The sequence below is a fragment of the Saccharothrix espanaensis DSM 44229 genome (assembly GCF_000328705.1).
Lineage (GTDB): Bacteria > Actinomycetota > Actinomycetes > Mycobacteriales > Pseudonocardiaceae > Actinosynnema > Actinosynnema espanaense.
This window is the reverse complement of sequence record NC_019673.1, coordinates 4,359,087-4,373,107: the sequence shown is the minus strand read 5'-3', so window position 1 is coordinate 4,373,107 and position 14,021 is coordinate 4,359,087. Positions and strand designations below refer to the sequence as shown.

13 protein-coding genes are annotated in these 14,021 nt (G+C 72.5%); 9 read left to right on the top strand and 4 right to left on the bottom strand.

The genetic code is table 11. The features are described from left to right. Positions 1 to 114: 114 nt before the first annotated feature. Positions 115 to 1,926 carry a PLP-dependent aminotransferase family protein gene (locus BN6_RS19315; protein ID WP_051075647.1) on the top strand — a complete coding sequence of 604 codons (1,812 nt, stop codon included), beginning with the start codon at positions 115 to 117 and terminating at the stop codon, positions 1,924 to 1,926. Between the two features lie 37 nt (positions 1,927 to 1,963). Here the strand turns inward: BN6_RS19315 and BN6_RS19310 are convergent, their stop codons facing one another. Together BN6_RS19310 and BN6_RS19305 are read right to left on the bottom strand one after the other, a co-directional pair. Continuing rightward, on the bottom strand, positions 1,964 to 2,359 hold the full coding sequence (locus BN6_RS19310) for a RidA family protein (RefSeq protein WP_015101389.1): 396 nt from the start codon (positions 2,357 to 2,359) through the stop codon (positions 1,964 to 1,966). Positions 2,360 to 2,376: 17 nt separating this feature from the next. Further along, a complete protein-coding gene (locus tag BN6_RS19305) occupies positions 2,377 to 2,865 on the bottom strand; it encodes an RrF2 family transcriptional regulator (protein WP_331712639.1) in 489 nt (162 codons plus the stop codon). 240 nt (positions 2,866 to 3,105) lie between these two features. Here BN6_RS19305 and BN6_RS19300 point away from each other — a divergent pair, with 240 nt between their 5' ends. The 3 genes from BN6_RS19300 (at position 3,106) to BN6_RS19290 (ending at position 5,804) form a co-directional block, all read left to right on the top strand. Beyond that, positions 3,106 to 3,726 (top strand): PadR family transcriptional regulator, encoded by a 621-nt coding sequence (locus BN6_RS19300; protein WP_015101387.1) that lies wholly within the window; start codon positions 3,106 to 3,108, stop codon positions 3,724 to 3,726. Then, positions 3,707 to 5,302 (top strand): DHA2 family efflux MFS transporter permease subunit, encoded by a 1,596-nt coding sequence (locus tag BN6_RS19295; protein ID WP_015101386.1) that lies wholly within the window; start codon positions 3,707 to 3,709, stop codon positions 5,300 to 5,302. Before BN6_RS19300 ends, BN6_RS19295 begins: the two co-directional genes overlap by 20 nt. A gap of 73 nt (positions 5,303 to 5,375) precedes the next feature. Next, complete coding sequence (locus BN6_RS19290) at positions 5,376 to 5,804, top strand: PPOX class F420-dependent oxidoreductase (protein WP_015101385.1); 429 nt, start codon at positions 5,376 to 5,378, stop codon at positions 5,802 to 5,804. 50 nt (positions 5,805 to 5,854) lie between these two features. Here the strand turns inward: BN6_RS19290 and BN6_RS19285 are convergent, their stop codons facing one another. Next, entirely contained in the window at positions 5,855 to 6,556 is a 702-nt protein-coding gene (locus tag BN6_RS19285; RefSeq protein ID WP_015101384.1) for an MOSC domain-containing protein, read from the bottom strand. Between the two features lie 402 nt (positions 6,557 to 6,958). On the opposite strand from BN6_RS19285, the gene BN6_RS19280 reads away from it, so the two are divergent. From BN6_RS19280 to BN6_RS19265, 4 genes are all read left to right on the top strand, one after another. After that, a complete protein-coding gene (locus BN6_RS19280; RefSeq protein WP_015101383.1) occupies positions 6,959 to 7,828 on the top strand; it encodes an ABC transporter permease in 870 nt (289 codons plus the stop codon). Beyond that, positions 7,828 to 8,823: an ABC transporter permease gene (locus BN6_RS19275; RefSeq protein ID WP_015101382.1), complete on the top strand. Its 996-nt coding sequence runs from the start codon at positions 7,828 to 7,830 to the stop codon at positions 8,821 to 8,823. Before BN6_RS19280 ends, BN6_RS19275 begins: the two co-directional genes overlap by 1 nt. An 83-nt stretch (positions 8,824 to 8,906) precedes the next feature. After that, positions 8,907 to 10,580, top strand: coding sequence for an ABC transporter substrate-binding protein (locus BN6_RS19270; protein ID WP_015101381.1), 1,674 nt, complete (start codon positions 8,907 to 8,909; stop codon positions 10,578 to 10,580). Next, positions 10,577 to 12,220: a dipeptide ABC transporter ATP-binding protein gene (locus BN6_RS19265; protein WP_015101380.1), complete on the top strand. Its 1,644-nt coding sequence runs from the start codon at positions 10,577 to 10,579 to the stop codon at positions 12,218 to 12,220. The genes BN6_RS19270 and BN6_RS19265 overlap by 4 nt, the downstream gene beginning before the upstream one ends. Positions 12,221 to 12,458: 238 nt before the next feature. Here BN6_RS19265 and BN6_RS19260 read toward each other — a convergent pair whose 3' ends face one another. Further along, on the bottom strand, positions 12,459 to 12,854 hold the full coding sequence (locus tag BN6_RS19260) for a MarR family winged helix-turn-helix transcriptional regulator (protein ID WP_015101379.1): 396 nt from the start codon (positions 12,852 to 12,854) through the stop codon (positions 12,459 to 12,461). An 81-nt stretch (positions 12,855 to 12,935) separates the two neighbouring features. Between BN6_RS19260 and BN6_RS19255 the strand changes: the two genes are divergently transcribed. Beyond that, entirely contained in the window at positions 12,936 to 14,018 is a 1,083-nt protein-coding gene (locus BN6_RS19255; protein ID WP_015101378.1) for a substrate-binding domain-containing protein, read from the top strand. Positions 14,019 to 14,021 lie beyond the last annotated feature (3 nt).

Genomic DNA, 14,021 nt, shown 5'->3' with positions numbered 1-14,021 from the left:
GCGACGTGGCCTGATCCGCCGATCCCCGTCGAACCCGTCGACCACGGGCCGGCGCGCACCACACCAGTACCGGCGAAGCCCGTTCCGGACAAACCGCCATGGGACACCTCTGCGGTGGGCGCACCGCGAGCGCAGACTTCGACGCCCACCGCCCCGGCTCCCCGCAACCCCGACCCCGCCGCCGGAGGAACCCGCCCGGCGGACGGCGAGCCCGACGACGCGGAGTTCGAGATCCCCGCCGCAGGGCTGACCTCGCAGCAGCGCAAGCGCGCGCTCAACACGCTGGAGACGTACCTGGTCGGCAAGCACGAGCACATGGTGGGCTTCCAAGGCAACCAGGACATGGGGCACGCGCAGCAGGACCTCGCCCGGTTCCTCGACTTCCACCTCAACAACGTCGGCGACCCGTTCCAGCAGGGCAACTACAAACCCAACACGAAGGTCGTGGAACGCGCGGTGCTGGACCGCTACGCCTCGCTGTGGCGGGCGGAGTGCCCTTACGACGCCGAGAACCCCGACAGCTACTGGGGTTACGTGCTGACGATGGGGTCGACCGAGGGCAACCTGTACGCGCTGGCCTCCGCGCGTGACTACCTGTCGGGGCGCAAGCTGATCGGCGCGCCCGACGGCGGGTCCGACCCGTCGACGTCGCAGATGGTGTACGTGCAGGCCGCGCCGCCCGCGCGGCTGGTGCCGGCGGCCCGGGACGGCGACTCGCCGACGGCCGACCCGCGCAACGCCTACCGGCCGGTGGCGTTCTACTCCGAGGACACCCACTACTCGGTGATCAAGGCCGTGCGGACGCTGGCGATCGACACGTTCGGCGCGATCGGCACCACCGAGTACCCGGGCCAGTGCCCGATCGCCGACCGGTGGCCGATGGAGGTGCCGTCCAAGGGCGGCGCGGACGGCAGCGGCGAGATCGACGTCGACAAGCTGGAGGCGCTGGTCCGGTTCTTCGCCGAGCGCGGCCACCCGGTCCTGCTGCTGCTCAACTTCGGCACCACGTTCAAGGGCGCGTACGACAACGTCGAGAAGGTCGCCGCCCGACTGATCCCGATCCTGCGGCAGCACGGCCTGCTGGAGCGCGAGATCGAGTTCGAGCCGGGGCGCACCGACCGCCGGCGCGGCTTCTGGGTGCACGTGGACGGGGCGCTGGGTGCCGGGATCATGCCGTTCCTGCGGCAGGCGGCCGAGGAGGACCCCACCAGCGAACTGGCCATCGCGTTGCACCGGGAGCTGAAGGGCAAGGTCCCCGAGTTCGACTTCGGGCTGCGAGTCGACGGCGTGGACGTGGTCGGCTCGTTGGTGATGAGCGGCCACAAGTGGGCCGGCGCGCCGTTCCCGTGCGGCGTGTTCATGACGAAGAACAAGTTCCGCGTGGAGCCGGCGGCGACACCCGCGTACACGGGCTCGCCGGACACCACGTTCGCCGGATCGCGCAACGGCCTGTCGCCGTTGGTGCTGTGGAACCACTTGGCGTCCAAGTCCACCCGGGAACACGCGGCGGCCGCCGTGCGGGCGTTGCGCACGACCCGGTACCTGGAAAGCTCCCTGCGCGAACTGGAAGACCGCCTGGACCGCGAAGACCGCCTACCCGAAGGCGGCCTGTACGTGGACCGCAGCCCGATGGCCCTGACGGTCCGCTTCCGCCGACCGCACGACCGGCTCATCGAGAAGTGGTCCCTGTCGTGCCAGCCGATGAACACCAACGCGGGCGAACCACGCCACTACGCCCACGTGTTCGTGATGCCGTCGGTGACGGAGGACAAGGTCGACCTGCTCATGGAAGACCTCTTCACCGAAGGAGCCTTCGACCGCCCGACCCCCGTCCACCACCCACGCCCGACGACCGCCGCGACCGCGTTCGCCACCGACGTCCACCCACTGGCCCTGGTGCCGACCACCGGCCGCGGCTTCCAGTGATCCCGGACCCGGCCGACCAGGTCCGGGATCCCGGCGTTCAAGGGCGGGCGGCGACTGCTTCGACCTCGAACTTCATGTCGGGCAGCGCGAGCGTGGCCACGCCGATCAGGGTCTGGGCGGGTGGCTTGCGGCCCCAGATCTCGGCGACGGCGCCGGCCCACACGGCCAGCTTGTCCGCGTCGTGGTCGACGATGTAGGTGCCCAGGCGCACCACGTGGGCGTAGTCGAGGCCGACGGCGCGCAGCGCGGTGCGCAGGTTGGCCAGCGACTGGCGGACCTGCTCGGCGAAGTCGTCGGACGTCACCTGCCCGTCCGGGCCGGAGCCGTACTGGCCGGCGACGAACACCAGGTCGCCGGAGGTCGCGGCGACGTGGCTGTAGCCGAAGTCGACCGGGTCGTGCAGGTCGTCGGGGTTGATGATCTCGTGCGGCATCGGGGAGTTCCTCCGGGTCAGGTGGCGAACCAGCGCCGGGCCCGCTCCGGGGCGTCCGGCGCGGTGCGGTCGACGGTGGCCATCAGGTCGCTCAACGCCTGGCCGGCGAGTTCCCGCCGCCAGGCCAGCTCCGCGCGGCCCATCGCCTGGTCGACCGCGCAGCGGGTGTCGTCCACGGCGGTCGCGCCGGGGCCGCGCCGGCGGATCTCGGCGCAGCGGAAGGCCGGCTCCGGTCCCTCGATCGCGGTGACCAGGTCGGCCAGGGTGATCGACGCGGCGGGCCGCGCCAGCCGGAAGCCGCCCCGCGGGCCGGGGGTCGAGGTGACGATCCCGGCGCGGGCCAGGGCCTGGAGCTGTTTGTTGAGGTACGCGGCCGGCAGGTCGTAGTAGGCGGCCAGCCGGGTCGCGGTGAGCGCGCGGTCGGGGCCGGTCCACGCCAGGTTCAGGCAGCAGTGCACCGCCCACTCGACGCCCTCGCTCATCCGCATGTTCTGGATACTAGACATCCAGAATAGCTTCGGCAACGGGTCCCGCCCCAGGAGGCGAACAAGAAGCGTGAAAGAGACAGGCGGGCACGGAAGTGGACATAGCTCGCGGGTCGCCGCGTCCGGCCGGGCTCTCGCCGTGCGATGTCCGCCGACAGGCCGCACCGTGGAGGTGTGCTGCCGGCCACCGTCCCTCGCGCACCATTAGCCCGCGTCGTATAGTCCACGCGGAATAATCGGAGTGGGCGGGAAGGCGGGCGGATGGCGGCGGCCAAGTTGACGCCACTGGGGATCGCGGTGCTGGAGCTGCTGCACGAGCGGCCGATGCACCCGTACGAGATGGCGCAGCTGATGCGCGAGCGGTACGTCGACACGCGTGTCAAGGTGCGGGCCGGATCGCTCTACCACACCGTGGAACGGCTCCAGGACAACGGTTACGTCGAGGTGGTCGACACCCGGCGGGACGGTCGGCGGCCGGAGCGCACGGTGTACGCGATGACCGAGGCCGGCCGCGACGCGTTCGAGCAGCGCGGCCGTGAACTGCTCGGCGACGTCGTGCAGGAGTACCCGCTCTACCTCAGCGGCCTGGCCGTCGTGGACGAGCTCGGCCGGGACATCGCGCTGCTCGAACTGGAGCACCGGGTGTTGCGGCTGCGCGCGATGATCGCCTCCGACCAGACCGTCCTGGCCGGACTGGAGCAGGACGGCACGCCCCAGGTCTACTGGCTGGACTGGCGGTACGCCACCGCGCAGCGCGCGTTCGAACTCGCGTGGACCGAGCAGCTCATCGACGACCTGCGCACCGGCCGCATCCCGTTCCAGGAGTGCACGCCCACGCTCAGCCTCATCGTCAAGGAAAACAATGAACGCAAGACAAGCTAACCCGTGGGCCGCGCTCGGAGCGCTCTGCCTGGGCTTCTTCATGATCCTGCTGGACACCACGATCGTGTCCATCGCGGTGCCCGACATGCTGCGCGAACTCGACACCGGGCTCAACTCGGTGGTCTGGGTGATCAGCGTCTACCTGCTGACCTACGCCGTGCCGATGCTGTTCACCAGCCGGCTGGGCGACCGGTTCGGCCCCAAGCGGATCTTCCTCGCCGGCCTGGTCGTGTTCACCGCCTCGTCGCTGTGGTGCGGCCTGTCCGGCGACGTCTCGATGCTCATCGCCGCCCGCGCGGTGCAGGGCCTGGGCGCGGCGCTGATGACGCCGCAGACGCTGGCGTTCATCACCCACCTGTTCCCGCCCGCCAAGCGCGGCGCGGCGATGGGCATGTGGGGCGGCGTCGCCGGCCTGGCCACGATCACCGGTCCGCTGCTCGGCGGCGTGCTGGTGGACCACCTGGGCTGGGAGTGGATCTTCTTCGTCAACGTGCCCATCGGCGTGGTCGCGATCGTGCTGACCCTGCTGCTGGTGCCCGACTGGCAGCCGCGCCACTCGCACTCGTTCGACGTGCCGGGCATCGTGCTGTCGGCGGCGGGCCTGTTCTGCGTGGTGTTCGGCGTGCAGAACGGCGAGCACTACGACTGGGGCACGGTCGCCGGCGGGATCACCGTCTTCGAGATCATCGGCGCGGGCGTGGTGCTGCTGGTGGCGTTCGTCCTGTGGCAGCGCTACAACAAGAGCGAACCGCTGATGCCGCTGGCCGTGTTCGGCAACCGGAACTTCTCGGCCGGCACGCTGACCGCCGCCACGGTCGGCTTCACGATGACCGGCATGTTCCTGCCGCTGATCATCTACATCCAGACCGTGCTGGGCCTCAGCCCCACCATGGCCGGCGCGCTGACCGCGCCGATGTCGCTGCTCTCCGGCGTGGTCGCGCCGTTCGTCGGGCGGGCGTCGGACCGGGTGGACGGCCGGTACCTGGTGATGGGCGGCCTGGCGCTGCTCGCGCTGGGCATGGGGACCATCGCGTTGCAGGCCCGGCCGGACAGCAACCCGTGGACGTTCATCCCGGCGCTGCTGGTGTGCGGCGTGGGCATCGGCTGCATCTTCTCGCCGATGAGCAACCTGACGATGAACGGCGTGGAGCCGAAGCTGGCGGGCACGGCGTCCGGCATCTTCAACACCTCGCGGCAGGTCGGCGGCGTGCTGGGCAGCGCGGCGATCGGCGTGCTGCTCCAGGCGCGGATCAGCACGTCGGTCACGGACGAGGCGACCGCGGCGGCGGCGCAGTTGCCCGAGCAGTACCGGGCGCCGTTCGTCGAGGCGATCGCGAACACGGCGGCGGGCGCGGGCGAGTTCGGCTCCGGCAGCGGGCAGGCCGCGATCCCCGGCCTGCCGCCGGAGGTGGCGGAGCTGGCCGGGCGGCTCGCGTCGGGCGCGGTGCAGGCCGGGCTGACCGACGCCGCGCGCACCACCCTGATCCTGCCCATCGCGGTGCTGCTGCTGGGCATCGTGTCGGCGGCGATGCTGCGCCGGGTGACGCCCCGGCCGGAGGTCACGGCCCGGACCTGAGGCCGAGCCGGGGTCCCGCCGCCGTGGGATCCCGGCTTGACCTCACACCGGTGTGAAGGTCGATCATGGGCGCATGACTTCGTCGTTCGACCCCCGCGCACTGCTCGCCGAGAGCCGGCTCGGCGTCCTGGCCACGATCAAGGCCGACGGCCGCCCGCAGCTCTCCCCCGTCACGCCGTTCTACGACCGGTCGGCGGAGGTGATCCTGGTGTCCACCCGCGAGGGCCTGGCCAAGGCGGTGAACCTGCGCCGCGACCCGCGCACGGCACTGGAGGTCACCAGCGCGAACGGCCGGGCCTGGGCCACCGCCGAGGGCACCGCCAGGCTGAGCGGTCCCGGCACCGACCCGCACGGCCCCGAGGTCGAAGCCCTGGTGGACTACTACCGCGCCGCCGCCGGCGAGCACCCGGACTGGGACGAGTACCGCTCGGTGATGGTCTCCGACCGCCGGGTGCTGATCACGATCGCGGTCGAGCACGTGTACGGGGCGAAGCTCGACTGACCCGGCGGGCCGGCGGTTCGGAGCGCTCGCGGCGAACCGCCGGCGCGCCCTCACCACAGCTGGGCGAAGGCCCGCGCGCGGTCCGCGACCAGGACGACCCGGTCGCCCACCGAGATCCGCCCCGGCTTCACGACCGACGCGTACACGCCCAGCGTCATGTCGTGCAGGGTCGCGACGGCCCGCAGCACGGCCGGATCGCGCCGCCCGGTGTCCGGGTCGACCGACACCACGCCGCAGCGCCGGTCCTCGCGGTCCACCCGCAGCACGGCCTGCCCGATCGCCAGCGCCGCGCCGACCCACGCGGCTTCGGGGAACTCGCCCTCGGCGTCGACCAGCACGTTGGGCCGGAACCGGCGTTCGTCGGTCGCGCCGACCGCCGCCACGCTCCGCGCCGTGATCAACGACACCGGCGCGGAGTCGAACGCGCCCCGGTCCAGCTTCATCGGCCGGCCGCCGAGTTCGGCGGCCAACGCCGGGTCCGCGACGTCGTGCTCGTGCCCCGACGGTGTGCGCACGACCACAGTGCCTTCGGCCAGTCTCGGTCGGTAGCGCACGAGTTCGGGGCGTTGCCGCAGGGTGAGCCACGGGAAGCCGTTGCGCGTCTGGCCTTCCCGCACGAACCCCCAGCGCCGGTCCTCCGCGAGCCCGTGCCACGCCACGTCGGCGTGGTCCAGCGGCTCGCCCGCCATCGACTTGACCGGGTACCGGTGCAGTGCGGCGACCCGACCGACCACAGTGGACACAGTGGACACACCCGCCTCCCCCTCGCACGGAGGCGCCCTTCTTGCCCGGTACGGGGTCGAGCGTGGCGGACCAGGTCCGTCGCAGCGCCTCTCGACCCTCCCCCGGATGCTGGCACAGGCCGCGCGGGCCGGTCAACCGCCGGGCCGCGCGGCGGGCCCGGAGCGGTGCGACGCACCGCAGAAGTATCGGCGTCCGACACTCCACAGTGGATGATCTGTTTTCCGGAAGTTATTCCAAGGCAGGCAAGGCGAAGCGGCCTCGATCACACATCCCACGCAGTGGGAGTAGGTTCGAACCATTTCGAAGCGACCTAAGGTGAGCGGCATTCACCCGTTCGGCGAAGACAGGTGCACGTGTCCGAATCCCCTCCCGCCCCGGGCGTCCGCTCGTCCTGGTCGGCTGTCCGCTCGATGCTGCGCCGGGACCGCTGGGCGCTGGCCGGCGCGGTCACCATCGCGCTGCTGGCGCTGCTCGCCGTCGGCGCGGACCTCTGGACCGCGATCGAGGGCCAGGACCCCTACACCTACCGCACCGAGGCGCTGGACCCGGCGACCGGCGCGCCCGCCGGGCCGCTGGGCGGGGTCGGCGCCGACCACTGGTTCGGCGTCGAGCCGCTGACCGGCCGCGACCTGTTCGCGATCGTCGCGCACGGCGCGCGCACGTCGTTCCTGATCGGCCTGGCCGCCACCGCGCTGTCGGTGCTGATCGGCGTGCTGCTCGGCGCGACGGCCGGCTACCTCGGCGGCGCGCTGGACCGGGTGGTCACCTGGAGCGCGGACGTCATCCTCGGCTTCCCCTACCTGGTCTTCATGATCGCGCTGGCCGCGGTGGTGCCCGGCGAGGTGCCGCGCCCGCTGCTGCTGGTGCTGGTCATCGGGTTCTTCGGCTGGCCGTCGATCGCCCGGATCGTGCGGGCCCAGACGCTCACCCTGCGCACCCGCGGCTTCGTCTCGGCCGCGCGGTCGCTCGGCGCCGGACCGGCGCACGTGTTCCGGCACGAGCTGCTGCCCAACCTGTGGGGTCCGATCATCGTGGTGTCCACGCTGTCCATCCCCGGCAAGATCGGGCTGGAGGCGGCGCTGTCGTTCCTCGGGCTCGGCATCCCGCCGCCCACCCCGAGCTGGGGGCGCGCGATCAGCGCCGCCATCGACTGGGTGGCCACCGACCCGATGTTCCTGGTGTTCCCCGGCGCGGCCCTGTTCCTGGCCACCTGGTCGTTCAACGTGCTCGGCGACGGCCTGCGCGACGCCCTCGACCCGCGGACGGCGGTGCTGCGCTGATGGGTACCGCGAAGTTCGTCGGGTCCCGGCTGGCCGGGGCGGTGCTGGTGCTGTTCCTGGTGGCGCTGAGCACGTACGCGGTGTTCTACCTGGTGCCGGCCGACCCGGCGCTGCAAGCCTGCGGCCGGCCGTGCACCGACCAGAACCTGGCGCTGGCCCGCGAGTTCATGGGCTACGGCGACCCGTGGTGGCGGCAGTTCCTGGACTTCGCGGGCGGCCTGTTCACCGGCCGCACGTTCGGCTCCGGGCCCACCGCGATCCGCTGCGACGCGCCCTGCTTCGGCTACTCGTTCGCGCAGAACACCGAGGTGCTCACGCTGATCGGCGAGCGCCTCCCGGTGACCGTCTCGCTGGCGGTCGGCGCGGCGCTGCTGTGGCTGGTCACCGGGGTCGGCGCGGGCGTGGTGGCCGCGCTGCGCCGGGGCACCGCGTGGGACCGGATCGCGCTGGCGTCGTCGGTGGCGGGCGTGTCCGCGCCGGTCTACCTGGTGGGGCTGCTGGGCATCCTGCTGTTCGGGTTCACCCTCGACGTGGTGCCGGTGGGCGGGTACGTGCCGTTCACCACCAGCCCCGTCGACTGGGCGTGGCGGCTGGCCCTGCCCTGGGCGGTGCTCGCGTTCTCGCACGCCGCCGTCTACACCCGGCTGACCCGCGCGCAGATGCTGGACACGCTCGGCGAGGACTACATCCGCACCGCGCGGGCCAAGGGCCTGACCGAGACCAAGGTGGTCGGCAAGCACGCGCTGCGCAACGTCCTGCTGCCGATCGTCACCGTGTTCGGCGTCGACCTCGGCACGCTGCTGGGCGGCGCGGTGATCACCGAGCGGGTGTTCGGCCTGCCGGGCCTGGGCGGGCTGCTGATCGACGCGGTCGGCCAGCGGGACCTGCCGGTGCTGCTGGGCTGCACGCTGTTCGCCGCCTTCCTCATCGTCGCGGCCAACGTCGTGGTCGACCTCTGCTACGGCGCGCTCGACCCCCGGGCCCGCCTGACCTGACCGGCCCACCCCCGCCGAACGACCGCCCCCGACCACCGGCTCCACGAGAACCGGCTGACGAAGAACCCGAGGAGACACCCGACATGACCAGAAGTCGCTTGGCCGTGGCAGCCGCGTTGGCGGGGGCCCTGGCCGTGACCGCCTGCGGCGCCAACGAGCAGCCGCAGGGAGCCGGGCAGGCGGCCGCGACCCGCGGCGGCACCCTGCGCGTCCTGTCCGAGGGGCAGACGGTCAACTTCGACCCGGCCAAGAGCGCGAGCCTCGCGGTCACCTCGCTGGCCCTGGTGCACCGCAGGCTGACCGCGTGGCACAACAAGCCGGGCGAGCAGGCCAAGGTCGTGCCCGACCTGGCCGACGTCGGCAAGACCGAGGACGGCGGCAAGACCTGGACGTTCACCCTCCAGGAGGGCCTGAAGTTCAGCGACGGCACGCCGATCACCTCCGCCGACGTCAAGTGGGGCGTCGAGCGGTCCTTCGCCCCCTCGGTCTCCGGCGGTCTGGGCTACCACAAGCAGCTGATCGACGGCGGCGCGGACTACCGCGGGCCGTTCGAGGGTGCCGAGCTCAAGGGCGTGGAGACCCCGGACGCCAGGACCATCCGGTTCCGCCTGGTCCGGCCCTACGGCGACTGGCCGTGGGTGGTCAGCACGCCCGCGTTCGCCCCGGTGCCCAAGGGCAAGGGCGCGGAGCCGGACTACGCCGAGCACCCCGTCGCGTCCGGCCCGTACCAGCTCGCCAAGTACCAGAAGGGCGTCGAGGCGAAGCTGACCCGCAACCCGCACTGGGACGAGAAGACCGACCAGGTGCGCGCGGGCCTGCCCGACGAGGTGGTCTTCCAGCTCGGCCAGGACGCGTCGGTGGTCTCCCAGCGGCTCACCGCCGACTCCGGCGACGACAAGTCCGCGTTCGGCTCGTCGTTCGTGTCCGCCGCGCAGCTCGCCCAGCTGTCCGGCAACGCCTCGGCCAAGCAGCGCGTCGTCACGTCGAAGTCCGGCGCGCTGGCCTACCTGGCGCTCAACACCGAGAAGGCCCCGCTGGACAACCCGAAGGTGCGCGAGGCGTTCCAGTACGCGGTCGACAAGACCTCGTTCCAGATCGCGTCCGCGGGCAACGCCCAGCTCGCCGGTGACGTCGCCACCACGCTGATCACCGAGGGCATCCCCGGCCGGGAGAGGTTCGACCTGTTCCCGGCACCGCCCGCGGGCGACCCGGAGAAGGCGAAGAAGCTGCTGGCCGAGGCCGGGTTCCCGAACGGCCTGCAAAACCTCGACTTCCTGGTCGCCAAGACCAACAACGCCCCGGAGAAGGCGCAGGCGCTCCAGGCGTCACTGGCCCGCGCCGGCATCCAGACCACCATCCGCACCCTCGACGGCGACGCCTACACCGAGGAGACCAGCGTCGCCCCGACCGCGAAGTTCGACCTGACGCTGGCGTCCTGGCAGCCCGACTTCCCCAGCGCCAACGCCAACATCCAGCCGCTGTTCGCGTCCTCGGAGATCGGCGGCGGCGGGTACAACCTGTCCCGCTACCGCAACCCCGAGGTGGACAAGCTGATCGACGCCGCCCAGGCGACCGTCGACCCGGCCGAAGCCGGCACGAAGTGGGCCGCCATCGACAAGTTGGTGCTCCAGGACTCGCCGATCGTGCCGCTGATCTACACCCGCAACTCGTTCCTGCGCGGGTCGAAGGTCACCAACCTGTTCATCGCGGACTTCCCGGCCTACCCGAACTACCTCCAGGTCGGTCTGACCTCGTGACCGCACCGCTGCTGGCTCTGCGCGAGGTCACGGTGGAGTTCGGCGGCGGGCACCGGCCGGCGGTCAGGGGCGTCACGCTGTCCCTGGCCGCCGGCGAGGTCCTCGCCGTGGTGGGCGAATCCGGGTCCGGCAAGACCGTGACGGCCATGTCGCTGCTGCGGCTGCTGCCCGACACCGCCGTGCTGTCCGGGAGCGCCCTGCTGGCCGGGCAGGACCTCTACCGGATGAGCCCCGCCGAGCTGCGGGCCGTGCGCGGCGGCCGGGTCGGCGTGGTGTTCCAGGAACCCATGAGCGCGCTTAACCCCGTGTTCACCATCGGCCACCAGCTCGTGGAGGCGGTCCGGGCGCACCGGCCGTGGAGCCGGTCGCGCGCCCGGCGGCGTGCGGTGGAGCTGCTGGAACTGGTCGGCCTGCCCGATCCGGAGCAGCGGCTGCGCGCGTACCCGCACGAGCTGTCCGGTGGGCAGCTGCAGCGCGTGGTCATCGCGATGGCCGTGGCGTGCGAGCCCGCGCTGCTGATCGCCGACGAGCCGACCACCGCGCTGGACGTCACCGTGCAGGCGGAGATCATCGACCTGCTGCGCGACCTGCGCGACCGGTTGGACGTGGCCATCCTGCTGATCACGCACGACATGGGCGTGGTCGCCGGGCTGGCCGACCGGGTGGCGGTGATGAAGGACGGCGAGGTGGTCGAGCAGGGCGACGTGCTCGACCTGTTCGCCCGGCCGCGCCACCCGTACACGCGGGAGCTGCTCTCCGCCGTGGTGTCGCTGTCGCCGCTGGACGAGGCCGTGGTGTCGACGCTGCCGGCGGCCGTGCCGTCGGCGAAGGCGGCGCTGGTGGTGGACGACGTGACGGTGGTCTACGGCGGGCGGTTCGGGCGGTCCGCCGTGCGCGCGGTGGACCGGGTGAGCCTGCACGTCGAGCCCGGCGAGGTGCTCGGGCTGGTCGGCGAGTCCGGGTCCGGCAAGAGCACGCTGGCGTCGGTGGTCACCGGGCTGCGCTCGCCGACGTCCGGGCGGGTCGTGGTCGCGGGGCGGGACCTGTCGACGGTGCGGCGGGCCGAGCGCCGGGCCGCGCGGGGGCGGGTCGGCGTGGTGTTCCAGGACCCGACCTCGTCGCTCAACCCCCGGGCCACGATCGCCCGCACCATCGCCGAGCCGCTGCTGCTGCACCCCCGGGACGTGGACGCCGACCGGCGGGTGGACGAGCTGCTGGAACTGGTGCAGCTGGACGTGTCGCTGCGGTCGCGGTACCCGCACGAGCTGTCCGGCGGGCAGCGGCAGCGGGTGGGGATCGCCCGCGCGCTGGTGCTGGACCCGGCGCTGCTGATCGCCGACGAGCCGACCAGCGCGCTGGACGTGTCGGTGCAGGCGCGGGTGCTGGACCTGTTCCGGTCGTTGCAGGAGCGGTTGGGGTTCGCGTGCCTGTTCATCAGCCACGACCTGGCGGTGGTCGAGCGGCTGGCCGACCGGGTGGCCGTGCTGCGCGACGGCGAGATCGTGGAGCAGGGCCCGGCGGCCGACGTGCTGACCCGACCCCGACACCCCTACACGGCCCGCCTGATCGCCGCCGCACCGGTCGCCGACCCGGTGGTGCAGCGAGAGCGCCACACCCGGTGGCGGGAGCTCACCGGCTAGCCCGCGTCGAGCCGGGCGCGGACGGCGGCGGCGTACTCGGCCGGGGTCTTCGCGCCCCGGCCCGGCAACCGGCGGAGAGGTGCGCGGCGGCGATCGCCGTCAGCGGCAGCCCGGTCCGGAGGCCGGGCGACACCGGTCCCCGGTAAAGATCAGCACGACGCGGAGTGCGACCGACACCGCCGAGGTGGCGTGGCCGAGCACCAGAACGACACCCTGGGGCTGCCGGGGCGGGGCGGCGTCAGCTGTCGGCGAGGCGGTGCAGGAGTTCCAGGACGGTGGCGTCGGACTGGCCGAGCAGCTCGCGCTCGACCTCCGCCACCTTCACCGCCAGCCGCTTGTGCTGGGCCCGGCCGCGCGGGCTCAGGTAGACGCGCACCCGCCGGCGGTCCTCGGGGTCGACCTCGCGGTACACCGCCGCCGTGCTGACCAGCTTGTCCACCACCCTGGTCACGGTGGGGCCGCTGGCCGGGGTGCGGGCGGTCAGCTCCGTCATGGTCAGGTTGGGCTCCTCGGCCAGGGCCGCGAGCACCAGCCACTGGTCGAGGGTGAGCCCCTCGGGGCGCAGCACCTGCTCGACGTGGCCGGTCACCGTGCGGACCGCCCTGGTGAGCGCTCTGGTCAGCGGCTCGCCCACAGACCCTCCCTCTTGCGGAACTTGCGACCGATTGTAAGACTTTCAGCTGAAAGCAACAGCCGAGGGTCGAGAGTTGTCCGGATGGCAGGCATCGCCTCGCGAACCCGCGCCGACTGGCGCGTCGCCCTGGTGGTCCCCCTCCAGGGTCCGGCCGGTCTGTTCGGGCCGTCCTGCGAGGCGATCGCCGAGTTGGCCGCGCGCGAGCTCAACGCCGAGGGCGGCCTGCTCGGCCGCGAGGTCTCGGTCGAGGTGGTGGACGGCGGCGACGCGCCCGAGCGGGTGGCGGCGCGAATGCGCGACCTGGTGGCCGAGGGCCGGGTGGACGCGGTCAGCGGGTGGCACATCTCGTCGGTGCGCAACGCGATCGCGCCGGTCGTCGCCGGGCGCGTGCCCTACATCTACACCTCGCTGTACGAGGGTGGCGAACGCCGGCCGGGCATCTTCTGCTGCGGCGAGACGCCCCGCCTGCAACTGGCTCCGGCGCTGGAGTGGTTGCGGGACAACGCGGGCGTGCGGGACTGGTTCGTGGTCGGCGACGACTACGTGTGGCCGCACACATCGGCCGCGGCGGTCCGCCGGTACGCGCACGAGCTGGATCTGCGCATCGCCGGCGAGGCGTTCGTGCGACTGGGCACCGCCGACATGAGCCGGGTGATCGGGCAGGTCGAGCGGTCCTCGTGCGACGGCGTGCTGATGCTGCTGGTGGGCCAGGACGCGGTCGAGTTCAACCGGCGGTTCGCCGCGCGCGGCCTGCACGAGCGGCTGGTCCGGTTCAGCCCGCTGATGGAGGAGAACATGCTGCTGGCCAGCGGGTGCGACGCGACGCGCAACCTGTTCGTGTCGGCGGCGTACTTCCGGTCGATGGTCAACGCCGACGCGATGGACCTGCTGGGCCGCTACGTCGGCCTGCACGGGCCGGCCGCGCCGGCGCTGAACAACGCGGCGGAGTCCTGCTACGAGGGCCTGCGCACGATGGCGAGCCTGGTGCGGCGGGCGGGCACGGCGGGCCTGCCCGAGTTGAACGCCGCGATCGACGGCGTGGCCTACGACGGTCCACGCGGGACGGTCCGGTTCCGCGGGCCGCAGGCCGACCAGCACGTGCACCTGGCCGTCGCGGACGGCTACGACTTCGACGTGATCACCCGGCTCCGCCCCGGGCGCTGAACC

Excerpts from the sequence above, each read along its gene's own strand:
- BN6_RS19310 (WP_015101389.1), bottom strand. The coding sequence starts at position 2,359 with ATGCCGCACGAGATCATCAACCCCGACGACCTGCACGACCCGGTCGAC.
- BN6_RS19305 (WP_331712639.1), bottom strand. The coding sequence starts at position 2,865 with ATGTCTAGTATCCAGAACATGCGGATGAGCGAGGGCGTCGAGTGGGCG.
- BN6_RS19300 (WP_015101387.1), top strand. The coding sequence starts at position 3,106 with ATGGCGGCGGCCAAGTTGACGCCACTGGGGATCGCGGTGCTGGAGCTG.
- BN6_RS19295 (WP_015101386.1), top strand. The coding sequence starts at position 3,707 with ATGAACGCAAGACAAGCTAACCCGTGGGCCGCGCTCGGAGCGCTCTGC.
- BN6_RS19290 (WP_015101385.1), top strand. The coding sequence starts at position 5,376 with ATGACTTCGTCGTTCGACCCCCGCGCACTGCTCGCCGAGAGCCGGCTC.
- BN6_RS19280 (WP_015101383.1), top strand. The coding sequence starts at position 6,959 with ATGCTGCGCCGGGACCGCTGGGCGCTGGCCGGCGCGGTCACCATCGCG.
- BN6_RS19275 (WP_015101382.1), top strand. The coding sequence starts at position 7,828 with ATGGGTACCGCGAAGTTCGTCGGGTCCCGGCTGGCCGGGGCGGTGCTG.
- BN6_RS19270 (WP_015101381.1), top strand. The coding sequence starts at position 8,907 with ATGACCAGAAGTCGCTTGGCCGTGGCAGCCGCGTTGGCGGGGGCCCTG.
- BN6_RS19255 (WP_015101378.1), top strand. The coding sequence starts at position 12,936 with ATGGCAGGCATCGCCTCGCGAACCCGCGCCGACTGGCGCGTCGCCCTG.